The sequence below is a fragment of the Serratia sp. Ag1 genome (genome assembly GCF_000743355.1).
In the GTDB taxonomy this organism is placed as follows: domain Bacteria; phylum Pseudomonadota; class Gammaproteobacteria; order Enterobacterales; family Enterobacteriaceae; genus Chania.
Genome location: NZ_JQEI01000003.1, coordinates 34496 through 60432 on the forward strand (window position 1 = coordinate 34496; position 25937 = coordinate 60432).

18 protein-coding genes are annotated in these 25937 nt (G+C 52.8%); 6 read left to right on the forward strand and 12 right to left on the reverse strand.

The genetic code is table 11. The features are described from left to right. Nucleotides 1-190: 190 nt before the first annotated feature. A complete protein-coding gene (ansB, locus tag IV04_RS01520; RefSeq protein WP_037393810.1) occupies nucleotides 191-1237 on the reverse strand; it encodes an L-asparaginase 2 in 1047 nt (348 codons plus the stop codon). A gap of 149 nt (nucleotides 1238-1386) precedes the next feature. Between ansB and ycaO the strand changes: the two genes are divergently transcribed. From ycaO to pflA, 4 genes are all read left to right on the forward strand, one after another. Then, nucleotides 1387-3144 carry a 30S ribosomal protein S12 methylthiotransferase accessory factor YcaO gene (gene ycaO / locus IV04_RS01525; RefSeq protein ID WP_037393813.1) on the forward strand — a complete coding sequence of 586 codons (1758 nt, stop codon included), beginning with the start codon at nucleotides 1387-1389 and terminating at the stop codon, nucleotides 3142-3144. A gap of 437 nt (nucleotides 3145-3581) precedes the next feature. Beyond that, nucleotides 3582-4442 carry a formate transporter FocA gene (focA, locus tag IV04_RS01530; RefSeq protein ID WP_037393817.1) on the forward strand — a complete coding sequence of 287 codons (861 nt, stop codon included), beginning with the start codon at nucleotides 3582-3584 and terminating at the stop codon, nucleotides 4440-4442. 59 nt (nucleotides 4443-4501) lie between these two features. After that, nucleotides 4502-6784, forward strand: a complete 2283-nt coding sequence (gene pflB, locus IV04_RS01535) for a formate C-acetyltransferase (protein ID WP_037393820.1) — start codon at nucleotides 4502-4504, stop codon at nucleotides 6782-6784. A gap of 345 nt (nucleotides 6785-7129) precedes the next feature. Continuing rightward, nucleotides 7130-7870: a pyruvate formate lyase 1-activating protein gene (gene pflA, locus IV04_RS01540; RefSeq protein WP_037393823.1), complete on the forward strand. Its 741-nt coding sequence runs from the start codon at nucleotides 7130-7132 to the stop codon at nucleotides 7868-7870. A 50-nt stretch (nucleotides 7871-7920) separates the two neighbouring features. Here the strand turns inward: pflA and IV04_RS01545 are convergent, their stop codons facing one another. The 11 genes from IV04_RS01545 to lrp all read right to left on the reverse strand — a co-directional run bounded on the left by IV04_RS01545 (nucleotide 7921) and on the right by lrp (nucleotide 22252). Beyond that, a complete protein-coding gene (locus IV04_RS01545) occupies nucleotides 7921-9066 on the reverse strand; it encodes an MFS transporter (protein WP_037393826.1) in 1146 nt (381 codons plus the stop codon). A gap of 107 nt (nucleotides 9067-9173) precedes the next feature. Beyond that, nucleotides 9174-9743, reverse strand: coding sequence for a 4Fe-4S dicluster domain-containing protein (locus IV04_RS01550; RefSeq protein ID WP_051916582.1), 570 nt, complete (start codon nucleotides 9741-9743; stop codon nucleotides 9174-9176). Next, nucleotides 9743-10360 carry a Tat proofreading chaperone DmsD gene (gene dmsD, locus IV04_RS01555; protein ID WP_037393827.1) on the reverse strand — a complete coding sequence of 206 codons (618 nt, stop codon included), beginning with the start codon at nucleotides 10358-10360 and terminating at the stop codon, nucleotides 9743-9745. Before dmsD ends, IV04_RS01550 begins: the two co-directional genes overlap by 1 nt. Nucleotides 10361-10407: 47 nt before the next feature. Continuing rightward, nucleotides 10408-11268: a DmsC/YnfH family molybdoenzyme membrane anchor subunit gene (locus tag IV04_RS01560; protein ID WP_037393829.1), complete on the reverse strand. Its 861-nt coding sequence runs from the start codon at nucleotides 11266-11268 to the stop codon at nucleotides 10408-10410. A gap of 1 nt (nucleotide 11269) precedes the next feature. Next, nucleotides 11270-11887, reverse strand: coding sequence for a DMSO/selenate family reductase complex B subunit (locus IV04_RS01565; protein WP_037393831.1), 618 nt, complete (start codon nucleotides 11885-11887; stop codon nucleotides 11270-11272). Between the two features lie 10 nt (nucleotides 11888-11897). After that, nucleotides 11898-14348, reverse strand: a complete 2451-nt coding sequence (gene dmsA, locus IV04_RS01570; RefSeq protein WP_037393833.1) for a dimethylsulfoxide reductase subunit A — start codon at nucleotides 14346-14348, stop codon at nucleotides 11898-11900. A 339-nt stretch (nucleotides 14349-14687) separates the two neighbouring features. After that, nucleotides 14688-15980 (reverse strand): serine--tRNA ligase, encoded by a 1293-nt coding sequence (gene serS, locus IV04_RS01575; RefSeq protein WP_037393836.1) that lies wholly within the window; start codon nucleotides 15978-15980, stop codon nucleotides 14688-14690. 110 nt (nucleotides 15981-16090) lie between these two features. After that, nucleotides 16091-17434 carry a replication-associated recombination protein A gene (locus tag IV04_RS01580; protein ID WP_037393839.1) on the reverse strand — a complete coding sequence of 448 codons (1344 nt, stop codon included), beginning with the start codon at nucleotides 17432-17434 and terminating at the stop codon, nucleotides 16091-16093. An 8-nt stretch (nucleotides 17435-17442) separates the two neighbouring features. Next, nucleotides 17443-18054 (reverse strand): outer membrane lipoprotein chaperone LolA, encoded by a 612-nt coding sequence (lolA, locus tag IV04_RS01585; RefSeq protein ID WP_037393842.1) that lies wholly within the window; start codon nucleotides 18052-18054, stop codon nucleotides 17443-17445. A gap of 199 nt (nucleotides 18055-18253) precedes the next feature. After that, nucleotides 18254-21637 (reverse strand): DNA translocase FtsK 4TM domain-containing protein, encoded by a 3384-nt coding sequence (locus tag IV04_RS01590; protein ID WP_037393844.1) that lies wholly within the window; start codon nucleotides 21635-21637, stop codon nucleotides 18254-18256. Nucleotides 21638-21757: 120 nt separating this feature from the next. Next, complete coding sequence (gene lrp / locus IV04_RS01595) at nucleotides 21758-22252, reverse strand: leucine-responsive transcriptional regulator Lrp (protein ID WP_037393846.1); 495 nt, start codon at nucleotides 22250-22252, stop codon at nucleotides 21758-21760. A 697-nt stretch (nucleotides 22253-22949) separates the two neighbouring features. On the opposite strand from lrp, the gene trxB reads away from it, so the two are divergent. After that, nucleotides 22950-23921, forward strand: coding sequence for a thioredoxin-disulfide reductase (gene trxB, locus IV04_RS01600; RefSeq protein ID WP_037393848.1), 972 nt, complete (start codon nucleotides 22950-22952; stop codon nucleotides 23919-23921). Nucleotides 23922-24167: 246 nt separating this feature from the next. Further along, the gene (gene cydD, locus IV04_RS01605) at nucleotides 24168-25937 is read left to right on the forward strand and encodes a cysteine/glutathione ABC transporter permease/ATP-binding protein CydD (protein ID WP_037393850.1); all 1770 of its coding nucleotides are present in this window, start codon (nucleotides 24168-24170) and stop codon (nucleotides 25935-25937) included.

A 25937-nucleotide genomic window follows, 5' to 3' on the forward strand; every position in this document is an offset into this window, starting at 1 on the left:
TCACTCACATAACGCTCCTGCAACGCTTATTCGCCCATTAGCAGGAAACTGTACAGATTGCGGGTAACAGGCTCTGTCGTCTCACGGTTTTTTTCTGCGATAAAACGCTGTGACGAGGGCGGATTCAACGGGTTAGCATGGGGGTTTATGCTGAATTATGGGGGCTTAACGCCCCCTTGCTAAACAGCGATTAATACTGATTAAACATCGCCTGGATCTGTTTGGCGTCTTTGGTCTGCGTCAGTGCTAATTGCAGTAGAATTCTCGCTTTCTGTGGGTTCAGCGTACCGGAAGCCACAAAACCAAACTTAACATCATCTATTTCTGCATCTTCGGTCGTGGAACCTGTAGGAACACGCGAGGATCGTACGATCGCCACGCCATTGTGCGCAGCCGTCGCTAAGGTATCAAACACCGTTTTGTACAGATTGCCATTGCCAACACCAGCACTGACAATCCCTTGATACCCTTCGGCGATCAATGCCTTAGCCGGTGCATCTGAAGCGTTGGCGTAGTTATAGATAATCCCCACTTTCGGCAATTCACTCATTTTACTGACGTCGAACGGCGTTTCTGTGGTGTGTTTACGCTGCGGTGAACGCTGATAATCCACTTTGCCGTTATGAATGTACCCCAACGGGCCAAAGTTGGGTGACTGGAAGGTTTGCACTGCTGTGGTACTGGTTTTGGTCACGTCACGGCCATCAAGCACGGTATCGTTCATCGCCACCAACACGCCACGCTTGGCTGATTGAGGATCTGCCGCCACCACTACCGCATTGTAGAGGTTAAATGGGCCATCGGCGCTCATGGCGGTTGCCGGGCGCATCGCGCCGACGATCACTACCGGTTTATCGCATTTGACCGTGAGATCGAGAAAATACGCAGTTTCTTCTAACGTATCAGTTCCATGAGTGATCACAAAACCATCAGTTTTGTCGCAGTCGGCATTAATTTTTTTTACCAACTTGAGCCAGACCTCATCATTCATATCCTGCGAACCGATATTCACCAGCTGTTCGCCCTGCACATTCGCTACATTTTTCAACTCCGGCACCGCTTTAACCAAGGCTTCTACGCCTAATTTACCCGCAGTGTAATTAGACTGCGTCGCTGATTCACCACCACCAGCAATAGTCCCACCGGTCGCCAACAGCGTAATCGCAGGTAAAGCCAAAGCAGAGCCGCTGGTACCCGCGAGTAAAAGTGCCAGGACGCTGCGTTTTATTGATTTCATTACGTTTCTCCATGATTGATAACTTGCTGAATTATGGTCTTTATTCTTATAAAAACTGTGACTGCCGCACAGCTTTAGGAATACGTGGAGCTAAAGGGTAAAAACCCGTATCATTGCACGCTTTTAGTACGCCAAATTAAGTGAAGACAATGACGCAAACTTTTATCCCCGGCAAAGACGCAGCACTGGAAGACTCTATCACCCGTTTTCAGCAGAAATTAACCGATCTGGGCTTCAAAATTGAAGAAGCTTCCTGGCTGAATCCGGTTCCACACGTCTGGTCAGTGCACATTCGCGATCGCGATTGCCCGCTGTGCTTTACCAACGGTAAAGGGGCCAGTAAAAAAGCAGCGCTGGCTTCTGCGCTGGGTGAATATTTCGAGCGTCTGTCCACTAACTATTTCTTCGCCGACTTCTATCTGGGTAAGCAGATAGCCGAAGGCGATTTTGTGCACTATCCCAACGAGAAATGGTTCCCGATCCCGGCAGACAACAGGCTGCCACAGGGTATTCTCGATGAACGTCTGCACGCTTTCTATGATCCGGAGCAGGAGCTGAACGCCAGCGATCTGATCGATCTGCAATCGGGCAATGGCGATCGTGGCATCTGTGCCCTGCCGTTTGTCCGTCAGTCTGACCTGCAAACCGTTTATATTCCGATGAATATCATTGGTAATCTGTATGTGTCCAACGGTATGTCTGCCGGTAATACCGCTAACGAAGCGCGGGTTCAGGGTCTTTCTGAAGTATTTGAACGTTACGTGAAGAACCGCATCATCGCCGAATCCATCAGCCTGCCGGAGATCCCGGCTGAAGTGCTGAACCGCTATCCGGGCGTGGTTGAAGCGATTGCCAAACTGGAAGCCGGAGGGTTCCCGATCCTCTCTTATGATGCCTCACTGGGCGGTCACTACCCGGTGATCTGCGTGGTGCTGTTCAACCCGGCCAACGGCACCTGTTTTGCTTCCTTTGGTGCTCACCCTGATTTCGGTGTGGCGCTGGAACGCACCGTCACCGAACTGCTGCAGGGCCGCAGCCTGAAAGATCTGGATGTGTTTACTGCGCCAACTTTCGATGATGAAGAAGTGGCGGAGCATGCCAACCTGGAAACTCACTTCATCGATTCCAGCGGCCTGATTTCCTGGGATATGTTCAAACAGGATGCCGATTACCCGTTTGTTGACTGGAGCTTCAGCGGCAGCACGCAAGAAGAGTTCGCCACGTTGATGAGCATTTTCGAGCAAGAAGACGCCGAAGTGTACATTGCGGATTACGAGCACTTGGACGTTTACGCTTGCCGTATCATCGTACCGGGCATGTCTGATATCTACCCGGCAGAAGATCTGCTGCTGGCCAACAACAGCATGGGCGCGCATCTGCGCGAGACGTTGCTGCAATTGCCGGGCAGCGAGTGGCAACCTGAAGAATATCTGGCGCTGATCCAGCAACTGGATGACGAAGGCCTGGACGATTTCACCCGCGTGCGTGAATTGCTGGGCATTGCTTCTGGTAAAGATAACGCCTGGTATACGTTACGTGTGGGTGAACTGAAATCGATGCTGGCATTGGCGGGTGGCGATCTTGAGCAAGCGTTGGTCTGGGCGGAGTGGACGCAGGAGTTTAACGCCTCGATCTTTACCCCAGAGCGCAGCAATTACTATCGTTGTCTGCAAACGCTGCTGCTGTTAGCTCTGGAACCAGAGCGCGACCCTGCTCAATATCATACGGCTTTCGTCAAAATGTACGGCCAGGATGCGGTCGATGCGGCTTCTGCAGCGATGAGCGGTGAAGAACGCTTCAATGGCTTGTTTGCTATCGATGCTGATTTGCAGGCATTACCCGCTCATCAGGCACTGCTCGCCGCTTACGCGAAGCTGCAGAAAGCGAAACGCCGCCACTGGGCATAAGTGTCTTCGTGCCCGAAATAGGCAGGGTACATAGGCGAAGTATGAAAATCCATAGCACGCTGGCAGAGACTGGCTGGCGTGCTTCTCCCCAATTCGTCATTAGGCACTTTTCAACGAACTGGACATATAACCCACGATTGTTGCGCAACGGCTAAACATGCGTTAAACATCAGTGAAGCATTATTCATAAAAAAACGACAATAAGTGTATAAAATTAACCCGAAAACGGGTGAAAGCCACTATTCATTCAACATTTTTTGCAAAGATTAAAAAATATTTTTTGATTAAAAATCAAATAATTAACCCATTAATCCTGGTTAATTTTAAGGTTTTTCGCCCTCTTACTTCCTCCCGTTATGATCCAAGTCAATTTTTACCCTATACTGCTTTGCTAGTATCTCATTGCATTGTTTTAACCCTTAAAAGTGAGAGTTAGTGTGAGAGCTGACAACCCCTTCGATATGCTGTTACCTGCCGCCATGGCGAAAATCGCCGAAGATGCGGGGGTGTATAAAGCCACCAAGCATCCGCTAAAAACGTTTTACTTGGCGATCACTGCAGGTGTTTTCATTTCTATCGCCTTTGTCTTCTATATTACCGCCACCACCGGCACCGCTGCCGTTCCCTTTGGCTTGGCCAAACTGGTGGGGGGGATTTGCTTCTCTATGGGGTTAATGCTGGTGGTGGTCTGCGGCGCAGATCTGTTCACTTCCACCGTACTGACCGTAGTTGCCAAAGCCAGTGGCCGTATCACCTGGCGGCAATTAGCTATCAATTGGCTAAACGTCTATATTGGTAATCTATTCGGCGCATTGATTTTTGTGGCCCTGATCTGGTTCTCTGGTCAATATATGGCAGCCAATGGCCTGTGGGGGCTGAATGTTTTACAGACCGCTAGCCATAAACTGCATCACACGTTTGTTGAAGCCGTATGCCTTGGCATTCTGGCTAACCTGATGGTCTGTCTGGCCGTATGGATGAGCTACTCTGGCCGTAGCCTGATGGACAAAATGTTCGCGATGATCCTGCCGGTAGCCATGTTTGTTGCCAGCGGTTTCGAGCACAGCATCGCCAATATGTTTATGATCCCTATGGGTATCGTGGTTAAGCACTTTGCCACGCCGGAGTTTTGGCAAGCCGTAGGGGCCGCCCCTGAGCAATTTGCTCATCTGACCGTAAGCAACTTCATCATCGACAACCTGATTCCCGTGACCATTGGCAACATCATTGGTGGCGGCCTGCTGGTTGGGTTGACTTACTGGGTAATTTATCTGCGTGATGGCGAACAGAAACACTAATCTGTTGGCTGGCACACACCGGGTTTACAAAGAAATCCACATTAGAAGGTAGGTGTATAATGACCGAACTCAACGAGAAGTTAGCTAACGCTTGGCAAGGTTTCAGCGAAGGTGACTGGCAAAAAGAAGTCAACGTGCGTGACTTTATCCAGAAAAACTACACTCCTTACGAGGGTGATGAATCCTTCCTGGCTGGTGCAAGCCAAGCGACGACTACCCTGTGGGACAAAGTTATGGAAGGGATCAAACTGGAGAACCGCACTCATGCGCCAGTTGATTTTGATACCAACGTTGTTTCAACCGTCACTTCTCATGATGCGGGCTATATCAACAAAGACCTGGAAACCATCGTCGGTTTGCAGACTGATGCTCCGCTGAAGCGCGCGCTGATCCCATTCGGCGGCATCAAAATGGTCGAAGGTTCATGCAAAGTTTATGGTCGTGAACTGGATCCACAAGTCAAAAAAGTGTTCACCGAATACCGTAAAACCCACAACCAGGGCGTATTCGATGTTTACACCAAAGACATTCTGAACTGCCGTAAATCCGGCGTGCTGACCGGCTTGCCAGATGCTTATGGCCGTGGCCGTATCATCGGTGACTACCGTCGCGTTGCGCTGTACGGTATCGACTTCCTGATGGCTGACAAGCTGAACCAGTTCAAATCGCTGCAGAGCCGCCTGGAAAAAGGCGAAGACCTGGAAATGACCATCCAGCTGCGCGAAGAAATTGCTGAACAGCATCGTGCTCTGGGCCAGATGAAAGAAATGGCAGCCAAATATGGCTATGACATTTCTGCACCAGCGAAAACCGCCCAGGAAGCCGTACAGTGGACCTACTTCGGCTACCTGGCCGCAGTGAAGTCCCAGAACGGTGCTGCCATGTCCTTTGGCCGTGTATCCACTTTCCTGGACATTTTCATTGAGCGCGACATCAAGGCCGGTACACTGAGCGAAGCACAGGCGCAGGAACTGATCGACCACCTGGTGATGAAACTGCGTATGGTGCGCTTCCTGCGTACCCCAGAATACGATGAGCTGTTCTCTGGCGACCCAATCTGGGCCACCGAATCCTTGGCCGGTATGGGCGTTGATGGCCGTACGCTGGTGACCAAAAACAGCTTCCGTTTCCTGAACACCCTGTACACCATGGGGCCTTCACCAGAGCCGAACATGACCATTCTGTGGTCTGAAAAGCTGCCGCTGAACTTCAAAAAATACGCTGCGAAAGTGTCTATCGATACCTCTTCCCTGCAGTATGAAAACGACGATCTGATGCGCCCAGACTTCAACAACGATGACTATGCCATCGCCTGTTGTGTCAGCCCAATGGTGGTCGGTAAGCAGATGCAGTTCTTCGGTGCGCGTGCCAACCTGGCGAAAACCATGTTGTACGCAATCAACGGTGGTGTTGATGAGAAGCTGAAAATCCAGGTTGGCCCGAAAGAAGCGCCAATGATGGATACTGTGCTGGACTATGACAAAGTCATGGAGCGCATGGACCACTTTATGGATTGGCTGGCCATGCAGTACGTGACCTCGCTGAACATCATTCACTATATGCATGACAAGTACAGCTACGAAGCTGCGCTGATGGCTCTGCATGACCGTGACGTTTACCGCACCATGGCCTGTGGGATCGCGGGCCTGTCCGTAGCCGCTGACTCCCTGTCTGCCATCAAGTACGCTAAAGTCTCCACCATCCGTGATGAAGACGGCCTGGCCGTTGACTTCAAAATCGAAGGTGAATATCCGCAGTTCGGTAACAATGATTCACGCGTCGATGACATCGCTTGTGATCTGGTAGAACGTTTCATGAAGAAAATTCAGAAACTGCGTACCTACCGCAACGCGGTGCCGACTCAGTCGGTTCTGACCATCACCTCCAACGTGGTTTATGGTAAGAAAACCGGTAACACCCCAGATGGCCGCCGTGCAGGCGCTCCATTCGGTCCAGGTGCTAACCCGATGCATGGTCGCGATCAGAAAGGTGCGGTTGCTTCCCTGACTTCCGTTGCCAAACTGCCGTTTGCCTACGCGAAAGATGGTATCTCTTACACCTTCTCCATCGTGCCTAACGCGCTGGGTAAAGATGATGATGTGCGTAAAGCCAACCTGGCAGGCCTGATGGATGGTTACTTCCACCATGAAGCGTCCATCGAAGGTGGTCAGCATCTGAACGTTAACGTAATGAACCGTGAAATGCTGCTGGATGCGATGGAACACCCTGAGAAATACCCTCAGTTGACCATCCGCGTTTCCGGTTATGCGGTGCGTTTCAACTCGCTGACTAAAGAGCAGCAACAAGACGTGATTACCCGTACTTTCACTCAGTCGATGTAATTCACTCTGCCAGCGGGCGGTTACACGCTCGCTGGAAAATACCAAGGCCGGATCTTCCGGCCTTTTTAATACGCTAGTGACACGAGTCTGTTTTGCCAGATAGCTATACCCGTCATACTTCAAGTTGCTTGGGTGTATATCCCATAAGTCTCAAGCCGCTGGCGGGTGGAAAGGGTTATACTGAATGGATATCCGGCAAAACAGTTACTCGGCGCGTTAACCGACCAGCAGGAATCGTTACACTCCGGCACCGGCCCCCTGTTGCCGCATCGCTGATACCTGCCTGGCGGTTACCAGCCTCATTTTAGACTGCGTTTGACAGTCAATTTTGGAGAAAACCCCGCAATGTCGTTAAAAGGCCGTATCCACTCTTTCGAATCCTGTGGCACCGTTGATGGCCCAGGTATCCGTTTTATTGTTTTCTTCCAAGGCTGCCTGATGCGCTGCCTGTACTGCCATAACCGCGACACCTGGGATACGCACGGCGGGAAAGAAGTGACCGTCGAAGAATTGATGACCGACGCCGTCGCTTATCGTCATTTTATGAATGCTTCCGGTGGTGGCGTTACTGCCTCCGGCGGTGAAGCCATTTTACAAGCGGAATTCGTCCGCGACTGGTTCCGCGCTTGCCATCAGGAAGGCATCAGCACCTGCCTGGATACCAACGGCTTTGTGCGCCGTTACGATCCGGTGATCGATGAACTGCTGGATGCCACCGATCTGGTGATGCTCGATTTGAAGCAAATGGACGATGATATCCACCAGAATCTGGTTGGCGTTTCCAACCATCGCACGCTGGAGTTCGCCCGCTATCTGGCAAAGCGCAATCAGCGTACCTGGATCCGTTATGTGGTAGTGCCGGGTTGGTCAGACGACGATAAATCGACGCACCTGCTCGGTGAATTCACCAAAGATATGACCAATATCGAGAAGATCGAGTTGTTGCCTTACCACGAATTAGGCAAGCACAAATGGATAGCCATGGGCGAAGAATATAAGCTGGACGGTGTCCGCCCGCCCAAAGCCGACACCATGGATCGCGTGAAGGGGATCCTGGAGAGCTACGGTCATAAAGTGATTTATTGAACGATATTGGCTTGTGCAAAAAACCGGCGCTCATGCCGGTTTTTTTATTTTCAGGCCGCTGCCAGCGGTGTCTGATGACGATCGGGTTTTCTCAGCAGCATTAGCAGATAAATCAACGCCATTGCGGCGATCGCTACAAACAGCAGGCGATCGGAATAATTCTGCATCAGCATCGAAGTCATCGACGGCCCCAGCAGGCTGCCAATGGTGTAGCTCATCAGTAACGCCTGATTCATTGCCACCAACTCGTACGACATCACCTTTTCACAAGCCCACGACATGGCGACCGGATAAAGAGTAAAACCGGCACAACCGAGAATAAACAGCGCGGGAGCCATGGCATAGTTGCCCAACATCGCGATGCTGGCGAGGATCACCACCAACACCTGAATGCGCAATACCTGCAAGCGACCATAGCGGTCGGCCATCCGCCCGACCGGCCATTGGCCGACAATCCCCGAACTGACCAGTAACGCCATCCAATATCCCACATTGGCATCGCTCATGCCTTGATGAGCCAGATAAAGCGGCATCAGGCCGTACAGCGAACCGAGCAGCATCCCAGAGATAATACAGCCATTGATCCCCAAGCGCGCACTGCGGCGCTTGAACATCGGCCAGACAGCCGCCTGCTGAGGCTCGTCATTCTGGTTGTTCACACGGGCAAACAGCATCGGTAACATCGCCACAAGCACAATCGCCGTCACCCAGGGCACGACGTTCAATAACTCAGTGGATACCATCCCCAGCAACAGTTGCCCGGCTACGGTCCCCAGATAATAAACCATCATATAAGCGGCCAGCAGTTGCCCACGGTTGCTCAGGTTGCCACTGCGCAACAGAGCACTTTCGACAATCACCCAGATCAACGCGCACCCTACCCCAGCCAGAAAGCGCCAGCCCATCCAACTCCAAAAATCCAGAGACAGCGCCATACCGGCCGTTGCCATGGCAAACATCAGGCAGGAAAAATGATAGCTGCGAGTAAAACCAATACGTTTGATCAACTGGCCCGCAATCAACGTGCCAACCAGATTACCGCTGAAATAAGAGGAACTGACCACCCCGACTTGCCAGGTTGACAGTTGGGCATGGGTTAACCAAAGAGGGACTAACGTATTCAAAACGGCAATAGAAACCGTAAGCAACAACAGACCGCAGAGCAACAACAGCACTGGGCGAGAATATGCGGACATAGTGAATTTGAAACCGAACGCGCGAAGTAAAGTGCGCGCATCATGCCACTGGCGATAAAAAAGTCAATCGGTGGTTAAGTGATAACCGCACAATATGTTTATACCCGTCATACTTCAAGTTGCTGGGTGTTTTCGGGTAATGACTTCTCCCCTAGCGGTGAAAGCGAAATATGCCCATGAAAACAGGAGAGTTTACAGAGCCCACAGCCGTTGCAGCGTTCGCTGTCACAATGTAATTGGCGATCGCCAGTGGTGGAAACACTGAAGGCCAACGCCTGCTGCGGGCAGTTAATCGTGCACATCCGGCAGCTATCCTGTCGCCCAAGGCAACTCAGGCTGATTTGTGGGCGCAACAACGTGTCACAAGGCATTTGTTCACGCAGCGCCCCTGTTTGGCAGGCGCTGGTACATTTTCGGCAAACATCGCATTCGGTGAAATCGATGCTTAGAGCCACTTTACCCTGATTAATATTCAATAGCCCATACGGGCAATGATCCACGCAGGCAGCACAGCCATCACACAACGCGCTGAAGAGCGGTTCAGGCACCGCCTGCGGCGGGCGAGCCACCACAGGCAGCGTCAGAGATTCTGACTGGCGTTGAGCGCGATCCATCCAGCCAGTCAGCAATCTGCGCCGGCTAGTGCCTTGCGGTGTCAGTTGCCGATCGTTTTTCATCAGTAATACAGATCCAGCTTAACCACTGGCGCTGAGCAATCTGCTGCCCAAGCGGTTAGCGTGGCTTGCGCCAACTGCGCCAACCCTTGGTAAAACGGGTGCCCGGCATGTTGCTGCAACAGTTCCAGATACCGTGGTGCCCATGGCAGCACGTGTTCCGCCAGTAACCCGGTCACCATCGCCTGCTGCTGTTCTTCTGCCAGCCAAGCCGCCATCATCAGCAACGTCCCGATGTGATCTTCCGGTTCATTGTGATCACGCTGTGCTTCAATACCGTTCACCCGCAACCACTGGCGTAAGCGCAGCGTCGAATCACCAAACAGCACGCTTTCTTTATCCAGATAGACAGAGCCCCAAGGGGGAGCGGGTAACGCATAAGGGCCGACAAACAGGCGCTGATAAGCCTCTGCCAACGTCTCCGGCTGATTATCCGCCATCCCTTCAGCGATCAAAGCGGCGGCCTGCTGGCAGCCTTCATACGGCCATTCTGCAACCCATTGTGGATCCTGCAGCATCGCCAATAATGGTTGGCACTCTTGGCACTCTTGGCTCTCTGGCGGTGCATACAGCAAAATACCCAGCACCCGACCGGTTAACGCGATTTTTTCAAGCATCATAACAAGGGCTTCTCCAGAGGCGCAGCATGCTGCGCCCAGGTTAAACGTCAGCCGCCAACAGCCATGCCGACGGTCATATGCAGGCCGTAGAACACACCACGGCCAATTAACTCACCGACGAAGACTAGCACAAAGCCCAAGGACAGCCCCATTACCCCGGCATTGCCGCGCAGCAACAGCGGATAAATCCAACAACCCAGCCCTAACACCAGTAACACCAGCCGCCAAACCATCAGTTGACCATATTGCGGGATCAGTGCCGAAGCCTGCTGCACTGAACTGCTGATCGTTGCCAGTTCACTACCTTGCAACAACGCTGAACAGACGCTGAGCAACAGCGCCAGCACGCTCAGCATCACCAGTTGGTAACGTCCGGCCACTTCCAGCCCGGCGGCACGCAACAGCAGCACCCCCAATATCGGCCCACCGATAAAGACCGACAGGAAAAAGTTCAGCGTGGTGTAACCGTTATGCCAGGTCGGCACCGTATCAATCTGGTAGACGCGCGTCATAGCGTAGACAAACAGCAACCCCAGAATCATGGTTACGGCTAACCACATTTTCCCCACCGACTGTGGCAGCTTTTTCAGCACGGCCAGCAGCCAGTACAGGCCGCCCACCGCAAAGAACAACGCACCACTGGCAATTTCGTTGCTCAACGCTGAATCACCAATACGGTTCAGCGAATTAAAGGCCCGCAGCGGCGTACCCAAATGCAGCACCGAGGCAACAAACGCGATCCCCATCAGCAACCACAGGAAGAACATCGAGCCGTGTACCGCTTTGCTTTGGCGATCGGTCAGATTGCCGGTGATTAACGCCAGCCCCATCACTATGACGCCGCCCACCACAAACTGCCCTAATACGGTGAACACCATCAGCGGCCATTCATGCCATCCCATACCCATTTTAAACCTCCTTCGGATTGGCCAGATGGCCAGTAGTGTCACCACTTGGGCGGCTGTTGGCGTTCGGTTTCAGCACGATGCAAGGTTTGGTGAAATGGGCTGCCGGCAACGGAGCCACTTCTGCCAAAGTGCCATGCTGTTTGCGCAGCTCGTCGATCGGGCCGAAATCCAACGCACGTAACGGGCAAGACTCCACGCAAATCGGCTTTTTCCCCTCTGCCACGCGCTCATAGCAACCATCACACTTGGTCATGTGGCCTTTTGCCGCATTGTACTGTGGAGCGCCATACGGGCAGGCCATATGGCAATATCGACAGCCGATACAAATTTCTTCATTCACCACCACCAAGCCATCTTCCCGCTTATGCATCGCCCCGCTTGGGCACACCTTGGTGCACGCAGGATCTTCGCAGTGGTTACAGGCGATCGACAGATAATAGGCGAACACATTCTGGTGCCAGCTATCTCCATCCTGCTGCCAATCCCCTCCGGCATATTCATAGATCCGCCGGAAGCTGACGTCTGGCGTCAGGTTTTTATAGTCTTTACAGGCCAGCTCGCAGGTTTTGCAGCCGGTGCAACGACTTGAATCGATAAAGAATCCATATTGCGTAGTCATCAGCTACTCCTTACAGTTTGGCGACCTGCACCAGATTGGTATGAGAAGGGTTCCCTTTAGCCAGCGGTGAAGGGCGCTGGGTGGTCAGTACGTTAATACTGCCAGCATGATCGATACGGCTGCCATCTGGTGAATACCAAGCCCCCTCTCCCAGCGCGACGACTCCCGGCAACATTCGCGGTGTTACCTTGGCATTAATACGCACTTCTCCACGATCGTTGTAAATACGGATCAGATCGCCATTGGCAATGCCGCGCGCACGTGCATCAATCGGATTGATCCACATCTCCTGACGACAAGCCGCTTTCAGCACATCCACATTGCCGTAGGTGGAGTGAGTGCGCGCTTTAAAGTGGAAACCGGTCATCTGCAGTGGGTACTTGCTGCTTAATGGATCTTCAGGGCTTTCAAAACCTGCGGCATAAATGGGTAATGGGTGAATCACATCCTCTTTTTCCAGTTCCCAAGTGGCTGCCAGTTTTGCCAGCTCAGCGGAATAGATTTCAATCTTGCCGGAAGGCGTAGTCAGCGGGTTGGCCTGCGGATCGGCACGGAACGCTTTGTACGCCACGTGGTGGCCTTCAGGATCGCGCTGTTTGAAGATCCCCTGCTGCAAGAATTGCTCATAATCAGGCAGCGCCGGAATTTTCTCGCGGGATTGCTGGTAAAGATGGCGCAACCACTCTTCCTGAGTCCGGCCTTCGGTGAACGCCTGCTCAACCCCCATACGGCGGGCGATCTCGCTGGTCATGTCATAAATATTTTTGCATTCAAAACGCGGCTTGATGGCTTGATCGGCAAAAATAACGTAGCCCATGTTGCCGCTTGAAGCATCGAGACAGAAATCCCGCTGTTCAGACGCAGTGCAATCCGGCAGCACCAGATCGGCATATTTCGCCGATGACGTCATATGGTTATCGATCACCACAATCATTTCGCACTTCTTGTCGTCCTGCAAAATGTCGTGAGTGCGGTTGATTTCAGAATGCTGGTTAACCAGGCAGTTACCCGCATAGTTCCAGATAAACTTGATCGGCACATCCAGTTTGTCTTTGCCACGTACGCCATCGCGTTTGGCGGTCATTTCTGGCCCGCGCAGAATGGCGTCGGTCCACAAGAACATCGAGATACTGGTTTTTACCGGGTTTTCCAGGGTTGGCATCCGCACAAATGGCAGCCCGTAAGAGCCTTCACGCGCGCCGCTGTTGCCGCCATTGATGCCCACGTTGCCCGTCAGGATCGGCAGCATGGCAATGGCCCGCGAAGTTAATTCACCATTGGATTGGCGCTGTGGCCCCCATCCTTGGCAAATATAAGCCGGTTTTACACTGCCGATTTCACGCGCCAGTTTGATGATGCGATCGGCAGGAATACCGGTAATCTGTTCGGCCCAGGCGGGCGTTTTCGCCACGCCGTCTTCGCCTTGGCCCAGGATATATGCCTTGTAGTGGCCGTTGGCGGGCGCACCGGCTGGCAAGGTTTTCTCGTCATAACCGACGCAGTATTTATCCAGAAAAGGTTGATCGACCAGATTTTCGCTGATCAGCACATGCGCCAAACCAGCGACCAATGCCGCATCGGTACCGGGGCGGATCGGTATCCATTCATCTTCACGCCCTGCAGCAGTGTCGGTATAACGTGGATCTATCACAATCATGCGGGCGTTCGAACTCTCACGCGCCTGTTCCAGCAAATAGGTGACACCACCACCGCTCATGCGGGTTTCGCCAGGGTTGTTACCGAACATCACCACCAGCTTACTGTTCTCGATATCGGTCGGGCTATTACCATCCGCCCAACCGCCGTAGGTATAATTCAGGCCAGCGGCGATTTGGGCCGTACTGTAGTCACCGTAGTGATTCAAGTAGCCACCACAGCAATTCATCAGACGAGCGATCAGCGTAGCACCCGGTGGCCAGGAACGGGTCATGGTGCCACCCAGTGTTCCGGTACCATAATTCAGGTAGATGGCTTCGTTGCCATAATCCTTGATGATGCGTTGCAGGTTATCGCCAATCAATGCGAAGGCTTCATCCCAACTGATGCGTTTGAACTTACCTTCACCGCGTTTACCCACCCGCAACATGGGGTATTTCAGACGATCGGGGTTATACACACGGCGGCGCATCGAGCGCCCACGCAGGCAGGCGCGTACCTGATGCAGTTCTTCGTATGCATCATTGCCGGTGTTGTCGGTTTCGACATATTTGATTTCACCATCAACAACGTGCATCCGCAGCGGGCAACGGCTACCGCAGTTTACGGTACAGGCGCTCCACACCACCTTTTCATCGGGCGGCGTGGCAGTTGGTGTTCCAGGGGAGTCGGCTTTTACCTGACGGCTGAATGGCAAGGAGAGCCCGCCAACGGCAAGTGCAAGACCACCGATAGCGCTGTTTTTAACCAGCTCTCGCCGCGAGCACTGTAGGCCTGGCAGTGGTTTTCTGTCGGATTCGCTCATATTCGTTTCACTCTGGGTTGCTTCAGTTAGCCAGTGGTATGGCAACAAAAATCCGCAATCAATGTGTTAGCGCTTTTCGAAAGCAGATCGGTTCAAACACGCAGGCGAAAACATTTTTATGGTGGCCTGCGAACAGCGAAACTATCCTCCTAAAGAGGTAGACTCACTTTGTTCGCAATCAATAAATAGTTGATATGAATAGGTTAATTGATAATGATTTTTATTTCATGTCAGGGTCAGAGGAAAATCTGGTGGAAAACGCGTCAACTCTGTTGAGGAACGATCGTCAGCTATAAAAAAAGCGCCAAAGGCGCTTTTTTATCGGACTCAGAATCGCTTTTAACCGATATATTCTAAGCCACCCATATATGGGCGTAATACTTCAGGGACCTGAATGCGGCCATCGGCCTGCTGATAGTTTTCCAGCACGGCAACCAAGGTACGCCCGACGGCCAAACCTGAGCCATTCAGCGTGTGTACCAGGCGAGGTTTTTTCTCGGTTTTGCTGCGGCAACGAGCCTGCATGCGGCGCGCCTGGAAATCCCACATGTTGGAACAGGAAGAGATTTCACGATAGGTATTCTGTGCCGGTAACCATACTTCCAGATCGTAAGTCTTGCAGGCACCAAAGCCCATATCACCCGTACATAACAGCACTTTACGGTATGGCAGATTCAGCAACTGCAACACTTTCTCTGCATGGCCGGTCAGTTCTTCCAATGCCGCCATGGAATCTTCCGGGCGGACAATCTGCACCATCTCGACTTTATCGAACTGGTGCATACGGATCAAACCGCGCGTGTCGCGGCCATAAGAACCAGCTTCTGATCGGAAGCACGGCGTATGCGCCGTCATCTTCAGCGGCAGATCGTCTTCGTCAAGGATCTCGTCACGCACCAGATTAGTGACCGGCACTTCCGCAGTTGGGATCAGCGCATAGTTGCTGCTTTCTGATTCCTCTTCCAGCGGCTTGGTGTGGAACAGATCTTCACCAAACTTAGGCAGTTGACCGGTGCCATACAAGGTTGCATGGTTCACCAGATACGGCACGTAAGTTTCCAGATAACCGTGTTTCTCGGTATGCAGATCCAGCATAAACTGCGCCAGCGCACGGTGCATGCGGGCCATTTGCCCCTTCATCACCACAAAACGCGAACCGGTCAGCTTTACCGCTGCGGCAAAATCCAAACCGCCAGCCATTTCACCCAGTTCAACGTGATCGCGCACGGTAAAATCGTATTGGCGCGGTTCACCCCAACGGCAAACCTCCAGATTCTCACTGTCGTCTTTACCGTTCGGCACGTCGTCGTCCGGCAGGTTTGGCAACGTCAATGCATAATCACGGATCTCGTTCTGCAGCTTATCCAGTTCGGCTTTGGCTGCATCCAGCTTCTCACCCAGTTCGTTCACTTCGCGACGCAGTGGCTCGATATCTTCACCGCGCGCTTTGGCGGCACCGATGGATTTCGATCGGGAATTACGTTCCGCTTGCAGTGTTTCCGTTTCTACCTGCAGCACTTTACGGCGTTCTTCTTGTGAGCGCAGCAAGTCCAAATCGAGTTTAAAGCCTCTGCGAGCCAGTTTTACGGCGACTGCGTCTAGCTCATTACGCAGCAAATTGGGATCGAGCATGCTAATCCTGTGCTTGTTGTTATTGAAAGAGAAATTGTTGTTTCATGCGGCAACGTTAAAGCCGCACAAAAAGAAGAGTGATGCCTGTTAACCTTACCGCAACGGCAACGCTAGCGGTAGCGTTTTGTCTGGCTATTTTGATCCTGCTCAGCGAGCCATGCCAACTTTTCGCCAATTTTACCTTCCAGCCCGCGCGAGGTCGGATGATAGTAGCGAGTCGCTGCCATTTCTGGGGGAAAATAGCTCTCACCTGCCGCATAGGCGTTGGGTTCGTCGTGGGCATAGCGATATTCCGCCCCCAACCCCATTTCCTTCATCAGCTTGGTTGGGGCGTTACGCAAATGCTCTGGCACATCGTAATCCGCCCTCTCTTTGGCATCGCGAATGGCGGCTTTAAATGCGGTATAAACAGCGTTGCTTTTTGGCGCACAGGCCAGGTAAACGATCGCTTGGGCAATAGCGCGCTCACCTTCTGCAGGCCCGACGCGGGTGAAGCAATCCCAGGCGGCAATCGCCACTTGCATCGCACGGGGATCGGCATTGCCAACATCTTCAGAAGCGATAGCCAGCAAACGGCGTGCCACGTACAGCGGATCGCCACCGGCAGTAATGATGCGTGCATACCAATATAGTGCCGCATCCGGCGCTGAACCGCGTACCGACTTATGCAACGCAGAGATCAGATCGTAATAACGGTCGCCTTTGTTGTCGAAGCGTGCGCTGCGCTCACCGGAGACTTCTTTCAGTAATTCCGGCGTCAATACCCGCATGCCCTGAGCATCGATCTCCGCCATATCGGCCATCATTTCCAGACTGTTCAAGGCGCGACGGGCGTCCCCCCCGACTAACTCTGACAACATGCGCTTGGTTTCTTCCGGCAAGACAATGTTCTGGCCACCAAAACCACGGCGGTTATCTTGCATGGCCTGTTCCAGCACCTGGCTGATATCTTCAGCCGTCAGCGCTTTCAGCAGATAAACACGAGCACGCGACAACAGTGCCGAATTCAGCTCAAAAGAGGGGTTTTCTGTCGTGGCACCGATAAAGGTGATGGTCCCGTCTTCAATGTGCGGCAGGAAGGCATCCTGCTGACTTTTGTTGAAACGGTGCACCTCATCGACAAACAGGATGGTACGGCGACCGGCATCGCGGTTTTGCCGCGCACGTTCGATCGCTTCGCGGATTTCCTTAATACCGGAGGTGACGGCAGATATCCGTTCGACATCCGCCTGACCATAACGGCCAATCAGCTCTGCCAACGTGGTTTTCCCGGTTCCTGGCGGCCCCCACAGGATCATTGAGTGCAATTGCCCAGCTTCAATAGCGCGTGGCAAAGGCTTACCCGGTGCCAACAAATGCTGTTGACCGATGTACTGTGCAAGCGTCGTTGGCCGCATACGCGCGGCCAACGGTTGGAATTCATTGTGGGAAAAATCGAGCGACAGATTACTCACGCAGGCCTCTACTTCCGCTGATCGTCCAGCGTCACTCCCTTCGGCGGGGTAAATTTGAATTTGGCGGCATCAACGCTGCTGTTTTGCTGGCTTTTCAGCTGGTAATCACTGCGTTGACCGTCTTGTTCAACGGCGGTAAAGCTTTTGATCGTACCGCTGTTGGTTACCGTAATCGCAAACTGTTTCAGATTGCCCGTGCTGGCTTTTGGCGTCAGCTCAAAGTCATCGCCTTTCTGCTTAACGTTGTATTGCTTCCAGTCATTGGCATTATTACGGGTGATCAGCATAAATGGCGTGTTACCCGTCGCGCTCTTCAACCAGGTCGCGGTGACCTGCTCAACAAAGGGGTTATAAAACCACAAGGTTTCACCGTCAGAAACCAGCACACTCTCATCTGGAGAAGTCATGTGCCAGTTAAACAGGTTCGGGCGTTTTACCCACAACTCACCTTCACCTTGCTGCACCTCAGCACCATCGCTGCTGGTCACTGATTGAGAGAAACTGGCGTGGAAACTGTTCACTTTCGCCAGGCGACTTTGTAAATCCTGAGCGGCATCCGCCAGCACCGATGTAGAGGCAAATCCCGAAAGCAGACAACAGGCAACTAACAGTTTTTTCATTGTTCCAGATACCTTATGAAATACATATACCGCAAGGCAGCCCCTTGCGGACAAATAACCTTTAACGCTCACCACTTTACCTGAAGCCCTGAGCAGGCTGCCAGAACATTACTTCGAGAAATTCGCGGGTTTACGCTTCTTTGCACAAGGGCCGCGAAAGCGGCCCTTGGTTTATTTCTACATGGCTAGAGAACAGCCATCAATCATGACGCGGCGGAGCCAAGACTTCACGGTTGCCGTTATGCCCTTGCTCACTGACGATCCCCTGCGCTTCCATCTGTTCAATAATACGTGCAGCGCGGTTATAGCCGATGCGGAACTGGCGTTGTACGCCGGAAATAGAAGCACGGCGCTTATCCACGACAAACTCCACGGCCTGGTCGAACAGCGGATCCAGCTCTTCATCACCGTCCAGGCCACCGCCCGCGCCACCTTCACCGTCTTCACCACCGTTGAGGATGCCCTCTTTGTACTGTGGCCGTTCGCGTGCTTTCCAGTCTTTTACCACTGCGTGCACTTCCTGATCGCGCACAAAAGCACCATGCACACGTACCGGAATCGAAGAGTTAGGAGCCAGATACAGCATATCCCCCATCCCGAGCAAAGATTCAGCACCGCTCTGATCGAGAATAGTGCGGGAGTCGATTTTACTGGATACGGTAAAGGCGATGCGCGTTGGGATATTGGCTTTGATCAGCCCGGTAATCACATCCACCGATGGGCGTTGCGTTGCCAATACCAAGTGGATACCTGCTGCACGCGCCTTCTGTGCCAAGCGCGCGATCAGCTCTTCCACCTTTTTGCCGACCGTCATGATCAGATCGGCAAATTCATCCACCATCACCACGATGTAGGGTTCTTTTTCCAGCGTCGGCATTACCGTACCCATACTGTCGCTGGGTTTCCAGAATGGATCCGGAATTGGCCTGCCCATCGCCTCGGCCTGATCGACGCGCTCGTTATAGCCAGCCAAATTGCGCACGCCCAACGCGGACATCAGTTTATAGCGGCGTTCCATCTCGGCAACACACCAACGCAGTGCATTGGCGGCATCTTTCATATCGGTAACCACATCGGTCAGCAGATGTGGAATCCCTTCATAGACCGACAGTTCCAGCATTTTCGGGTCGATCATGATAAAGCGCACTTCTTTTGGTGTGGCTTTATACAAAATACTCAGGATCATGGCATTGACCCCGACCGACTTACCGGAGCCCGTTGTCCCTGCCACCAGCAGGTGCGGCATTTTACCCAAATCGGCGACTACTGGCTGCCCTGAAATATCCTTGCCCAAGACAATCGCCAACGGTGAGGTGTTGTCACGGAATGCCGGGCAATCCAGCACTTCTCGCAGATACACGGTTTGGCGTTTGGCATTTGGCAACTCAATACCCACGTAGGGTTTGCCCGGTATCACCTCAACCACCCGCACCGCCGAGGTTGACAATGAGCGAGCCAAATCCCGTGACAGGTTGGAAATACGTGCCGCTTTGACGCCCGGAGCCAGATCCAGTTCGAAACGCGTAATCACCGGGCCAGGCAGGATATCCACAACGTCAGCCTTTACCCGATAATCTGCCAGACTGGCTTCTACCAGACGGGCTTTTTGTTCGAGCTCAAACGAATCCACCGGTTCCACTTCTCTCGGTGCTTCAGCCAGCAGATCCAGCGTAGGCAATGGCGTGGTCGGCTTCTGCAGCGGTTGATCGTTACGCATCAGGAACGGGTGAATCAGGCTATCCATTGCAGGCGCAGCAGGTTGCTGCTGTACCGGTGGTTGATAAGACTGTTGCGGCTGATAAGCTGGAGCTTGGGGGCGTAGTGCCGGTGACGGTGACGCTTCTGGCTCAAAATTGCCGAAAGGCACATCATCTTCTCTTTCACTTTGCAGCTCAATACGCTCCTCAAGCTGCGGCGATAGCGTGAATAACGGCTCTTTAGGGCCATCATCAACCAGATCTGCCATCGGTGAAAGGCTGTAAGCCTGGCTACTGTCGGCCAAGCGCGAAACTGGCGCGGGTTCAGGTTCGACATGATCCTCACCATAACGAGCCTGCTGCTGTTGCGCAAAAGCCTGGCCAAGTGCCGCTTCCTGCAAAGCATTCTCATCGTCATGCTGATAATCATCGCCATAGCGCTGGTTTTGCTGTTCGGCAAATGCCTGCCGCAGAGCGGCTTCTTGCAGAGCTTCGTCGTCCTGCGGATAACTGGCGGGTTCTTGTGGTAGCAATGTATTGCGCTGACGTTGCTCCTGCTCCGCCATACGCTGTGAAGGCAGTTTGATCCCGTAAGATGCCAGTTCGCGCCGCGTGGGAATGCGCACCGGATTCGGGCGGGGTAATTCCGGACCAATGCCTTGTTTAATCTGAGAGCTGCTATCGCTGGTGGCAGTAAATGTCGGCATAAAGGTGTGGTTTGCCACACCAGTCGCCGTGGCAGTCACGGATGAAGGTTTCACCGAACCCAATGAAGGAGCCTCATCGATGGCACTGAACCCAGCGGAATCGCTGAAATCCACCCGATCGCGCTGTGCGGCAGAAAAATCAAACGGTGATTGCTCACGCGGCGGTTCAACGGAAGTGTTCCAGTCCCCTAAACGCGGCTCATCATCATCTTGATAAGGATCCGCCTGCTGCATTGCCTGCGGTGCTGGCGTTTCTTCCGGGAGCTCAAACGAATACAGCGGTGGTATGCTTTGCTCTGATTCTGGTTCCAACGGATGCGGGTTGGCAGCAGCCGGTGCCTCAACCACTACAGATGTGGATTCAGCGATAGCAGGTTCCTCATCAATAGCACGCAGCCCGCTCAGAAGTGGATCCATATCGTCCTGCGCCACTTCAGTGGCTGGCGGCGCAGAAAACAGCACATCATCATCGTCCAGCCGCACCGCTGGTGCAGTGCTTGGGGCCGGGCTTTCTGGTTCATCAATAAACTTGTCGTCATCGTCATGATAACGTTCATCACCACGTGATCGATTGGTCATAAAAGTAGCGATACCCAGCACGGCCCCACCGATTTTTTCGGCGATGGTCAACCAAGACCAACCGGTGAACAGCGTAAAACCTACGGCCCAAATGCCTAACAGCGCCAACGTAGCGCCAATATCGTTAAACCAGGGCAGCATCGCGTTGCTCAGCAAACTGCCAATGACGCCACCAGAGGCAAAATAGTAGAGATCGTCGACATTCAGCGCGGCTAAGCCGCTTGAGGTAAGCACCAACGCTAAGGTGCCAATCAGGCGCAACGACAAGCCAAAATAGTCAATATAGTCGTGGTTGCCGCGCTGACGAAAGCCAGCCCAGCATAGAATAAGCATGATCGGCGGTATCGCGTAGGCGAGCACTCCGAAGGTGAAAAACAGGGTATCGGCCAACCAGGCACCAACGCCACCACCCAGATTGTGGATCGGTTCATGCCATGCAGTTTGCGACCAACTGGGGTCAGAAGGGTTGAAACTGATCAGGGCAGCCATAAGGTAAACGGCAAAAATCGCTACCACGATCGACACAGCTTCGAGCAAACGCTGCCCACTGCTGAGTTTTCTCAGGGTAACTTCTTTATCTTCTGTGTATTCCTGGCTCAAGAAAGGCTCTCCAGGTTCCTGTTAGCGGACATAGTAACAGCGCCGAGAGACTTTCTCGGCGCCGAAACTGTATGGATAAACAGGAGTATAGCGAATCTAATCAGGTTTTGCACCTGCACCTTACCGTGTTTTGATAACCAGACGGTTACTCTGCTTCACTTCTTCCATCACAACGTAAGTACGGGTGTCATTAACCCCCGGTAAACGCAGCAGAGTTTCGCCCAGCAATTTACGGTAAGCCGACATATCGGGTACGCGGGTCTTCAACAGGTAGTCGAAATCACCGGAAACCAGATGACATTCCTGAATCTCTTCAAGTTTCTGTACAGCTGAGTTGAACTGCTCAAACACATCCGGCGCACCGCGGTTTAACGTGATTTCCACGAAAACCAGCAGGGAAGCGTCCAGATAATGCGGGTTGAGCAATGCGGTATAACCATGGATAAAACCCTGACGCTCAAGACGGCGTACACGTTCTAAGCATGGCGTTGGGGATAACCCCACGCGCTTCGAAAGCTCGACGTTCGAAATTCGCCCATCCTTTTGCAATTCGTTAAGGATATTACGATCGATACGGTCAAGATCTTTACCCGGGCGTTTTTTATTATCTACCATTATTATTGTCTCTCTTATGTTCTTCCCTGCACTTGCCACACCCTTACCAACGTCAATGTGCAAGGGGTTGTTCCAAGCGAAGACCCGATATCTTTGATCAGCGGCTTACTCCCCTAAAGCAGGAAGATGTTTGTCATGCCAACCGCCGTACAGCTCCTTCAGTCTCATTCTCCGCCGTTGTACAGCCTGTCTGTCAACCCCATACAACGAACTCAAATGATGCTCACACGCAGAAGAGAAGCCAAATCCACCTTAACCTGCCGTAACGAAGTAATACGCTGCTTTATTGGCATAAATACAAACGATTTACTGCTGGTGCGGGGATAATTTCTTCTTCCTATGATGTTTTCGCAAATGCGCAGCGGATTGTCAAAGTAAAATAAGCAAAATCAGAAGAACGTACCGTGGGGAAAACGGGGCACCTCATTTTCAGTTAGGAAACTCCGCATGAAAAAGCCAGAAAATTAGCGGCCTAAATGCAATAAAAATGCGTATTTTCACGCATTTATGCACAGATATACTGCTTCCCTCATAATGAGATAAATTACCCTATGTAAAGCCGAATCGGCAGAAAGACATTTTCATCGGCAATACCTATCAAACAAATCGTTAACAACGCTCCCCGATGCTTTTTTTACTGCCGCATTTTCCCTACAATCTTGATCACTGTCCGCCATCGTGGGAAAAGAGGTTATTCATGAGTACGGTTAAACATAGCAAATTACTGATTTTGGGTTCTGGCCCGGCTGGTTACACCGCTGCTGTTTATGCAGCACGGGCAAACCTGAATCCAGTGTTGATCACCGGCATGGAGCAAGGGGGGCAGTTGACCACCACGACTGACGTCGAAAACTGGCCTGGCGATGCCGAGGGGCTGACGGGCCCGGCATTGATGGATCGCATGCGTGAGCATGCTGAAAAATTTGACACTGAAATCGTCTTCGATCATATCAATAGCGTCGATTTGCAACACCGCCCTTTCCGCCTGTTTGGCGACAGCGGCGAATACACCTGCGACGCTCTGATCATCGCGACAGGCGCTTCAGCCCGCTATTTGGGGTTGCCAACGGAAGAAGCGTTTAAAGGCAAAGGGGTTTCCGCCTGTGCAACCTGTGACGGTTTCTTCTATCGCAATCAGAAGGTTGCGGTAGTGGGTGGTGGTAACACCGCCGTGGAAGAGGCGCTGTATCTCTCCAACATTGCGTCTGAAGTCCACCTGATTCACCGCCGTGACAGCTTCCGTTCAGAAAAAATCCTGATTAACCGTTTGATGGATAAAGTGAAGAACGGCAACATCGTTCTGCACACCGATCGGACTCTGGACGAAGTGCTGGGTGATCAAATGGGCGTTACCGGCGTGCGTATCCGTAGCACGAAAGCTGAAAACGAAACCACAGAACTGGCCGTTGCCGGTGTGTTTATCGCGATCGGTCATAGCCCGAATACCGCTATCTTTGGCGATCAGCTTCAACTGGAAAATGGTTACATCAAAGTGCAGTCCGGTATTAACGGCAATGCAACCCAGACCAGCATTCCTGGCGTATTCGCCGCTGGCGACGTGATGGACCATATCTATCGTCAGGCGATTACTTCCGCAGGCACTGGCTGTATGGCAGCCTTGGATGCTGAACGTTATCTTGATGGGATCGCCCAGACTAGCGCGTCGTAAATCCCCCCTAGCTCTACCTCAGGCGGCTGATTAGCCGCCTTATTTATCCCCTGCGTGCTGCCGATCCCGAGTAGCCCACTCAAAAGCGGGCATAGCTTACAGCAACAAGGATATTTATTTTCAGTCTGCCGAGTGACGAGGTAACATTAGCGCTCACTTGTTTCGCTTCAGGTCGAGGCAAACACTTTTTTTAACAGTACGTTAACCTGACCTGTTACAGCAGGCATCGGCGACGCAGACTACCTGATGAAAAAAACCAGACAGTACCAATTAACCCATTGGCTCAAAACCCAGAGCGCGTTGGCGCAACGCTGGTTGCGTCTTTCTATGCTGTTAGGCCTGTTCAGCGGCATTTTGATTGTCGCCCAAGCCTGGCTGCTGGCCTCCCTGCTCCATGCCCTGATTGTCGAGCATCAACCACGCGGCGAGCTTGTTTCCTCATTTATCTGGCTGGCTGCCACCTTTGCATTGCGGGCATTGTTAAGCTGGTTGCGCGAACGGGTCGGCTTTATCTGTGGGCAAGCGATCCGCCAGCGTATGCGGGCACAGGTGCTGGACAAACTGCAACGCCTCGGCCCGGCCTGGATCCAGGGCAAACCTGCAGGTAGCTGGGCCAGCATAATCGTCGAACAGATTGAAGATATGCAGGATTACTATGCGCGCTATCTGCCGCAGATGTATCTGGCCGTTTTTATTCCGCTGCTGATCCTGCTTACTCTCTTCCCAATTAACTGGGCCGCCGGATTTATCCTGCTGGCTACCGCTCCACTGATCCCGCTCTTTATGGCGCTAGTCGGTATGGGCGCAGCGGATGCCAACCGCCGTAATTTTGTCGCATTGGCGCGTTTGAGCGGCAATTTCCTCGATCGTCTGCGTGGGTTGGATACGCTGCGGTTGTTTAATCGCGGCCAGGCAGAGACAGAGCAGATTGCCAGGTCTTCGGAAGATTTCCGCCAGCGCACCATGGAAGTGCTGCGTATGGCGTTCCTCTCTTCTGCGGTGCTGGAGTTCTTTGCTTCTATTTCTATTGCCGTAGTGGCGGTTTATTTTGGTTTCTCCTATCTCGGCGAGTTGAATTTCGGTAGCTATGGCACCGGCGTAACGCTGTTTGCCGGTTTCCTGGTGCTGATCCTCGCGCCAGAATTCTTCCAGCCGCTGCGCGATCTCGGGGCTTTTTACCATGCCAAAGCTCAGGCCGTGGGCGCAGCGGAAGCCCTGGAAACCTTCCTGGCGGCAGAAGAAGGCGAACAGGTCGGGAATGGCGCACAGATTCTGGATCCCGCATTACCGTTGACATTGCAGGCGCAGGATCTGGAGATTCTCTCACCTGACGGTGTATTGCTGGCCGGGCCACTGACCTTCACCTTACCTGCGAATCAGCGTATTGCCCTGGTCGGGCTGAGCGGAGCCGGGAAAAGTTCGCTGCTGAATCTGTTGCTCGGCTTCCTGCCCTATCGGGGTTCGTTGCAGGTTAACGGCACAGAGTTGCGTGAACTGTCCGCAGCAAACTGGCGTCAACAATTAGGATGGGTGGGCCAAAACCCACACCTGCCAGCACAAACGCTAAGGGAGAATATTCTGCTAGGCGCGCCAGAGGCCAGCGAAGAACAACTTCAGCAGGCAATTGAACAGGCTTACGTCAGCGAATTTCTGCCACATTTGCCGAACGGGCTGGCAACCGATTTGGGGGATGGCGCAGCACGCCTTTCTGTTGGCCAAGCGCAACGCGTGGCTGTTGCACGCGCGCTGATCGGCCCTTGCCGTTTGCTGCTGCTGGATGAACCAGCAGCAAGCCTGGATGCACACAGTGAGCGCCGGGTCATGCAAGCCCTGAATCAGGCCTCACATCAGCAAACCACTTTGCTGGTGACGCACCAGCTAGAAGATATTGAACATTACGATCAGATCTGGGTGATGGACAGCGGGAAAATCGTTCAGCAAGGTGATTATGCTACGCTCAGCGCTCAACCGGGCCTGTTTGCCAATCTGATCGCTCATCGCAGCGGGGAACTCTAA

Bases quoted from the DNA above. Each gene is read 5' to 3' on its own strand.
- ansB (WP_037393810.1), bottom strand. From the start codon at position 1,237: ATGAAATCAATAAAACGCAGCGTCCTGGCACTTTTACTCGCGGGTACC.
- ycaO (WP_037393813.1), top strand. From the start codon at position 1,387: ATGACGCAAACTTTTATCCCCGGCAAAGACGCAGCACTGGAAGACTCT.
- pflB (WP_037393820.1), top strand. From the start codon at position 4,502: ATGACCGAACTCAACGAGAAGTTAGCTAACGCTTGGCAAGGTTTCAGC.
- pflA (WP_037393823.1), top strand. From the start codon at position 7,130: ATGTCGTTAAAAGGCCGTATCCACTCTTTCGAATCCTGTGGCACCGTT.
- IV04_RS01545 (WP_037393826.1), bottom strand. From the start codon at position 9,066: ATGTCCGCATATTCTCGCCCAGTGCTGTTGTTGCTCTGCGGTCTGTTG.
- IV04_RS01550 (WP_051916582.1), bottom strand. From the start codon at position 9,743: ATGAAAAACGATCGGCAACTGACACCGCAAGGCACTAGCCGGCGCAGA.
- dmsD (WP_037393827.1), bottom strand. From the start codon at position 10,360: ATGATGCTTGAAAAAATCGCGTTAACCGGTCGGGTGCTGGGTATTTTG.
- IV04_RS01560 (WP_037393829.1), bottom strand. From the start codon at position 11,268: ATGGGTATGGGATGGCATGAATGGCCGCTGATGGTGTTCACCGTATTA.
- IV04_RS01565 (WP_037393831.1), bottom strand. From the start codon at position 11,887: ATGACTACGCAATATGGATTCTTTATCGATTCAAGTCGTTGCACCGGC.
- dmsA (WP_037393833.1), bottom strand. From the start codon at position 14,348: ATGAGCGAATCCGACAGAAAACCACTGCCAGGCCTACAGTGCTCGCGG.
- serS (WP_037393836.1), bottom strand. From the start codon at position 15,980: ATGCTCGATCCCAATTTGCTGCGTAATGAGCTAGACGCAGTCGCCGTA.
- lolA (WP_037393842.1), bottom strand. From the start codon at position 18,054: ATGAAAAAACTGTTAGTTGCCTGTTGTCTGCTTTCGGGATTTGCCTCT.
- lrp (WP_037393846.1), bottom strand. From the start codon at position 22,252: ATGGTAGATAATAAAAAACGCCCGGGTAAAGATCTTGACCGTATCGAT.
- trxB (WP_037393848.1), top strand. From the start codon at position 22,950: ATGAGTACGGTTAAACATAGCAAATTACTGATTTTGGGTTCTGGCCCG.
- cydD (WP_037393850.1), top strand. From the start codon at position 24,168: ATGAAAAAAACCAGACAGTACCAATTAACCCATTGGCTCAAAACCCAG.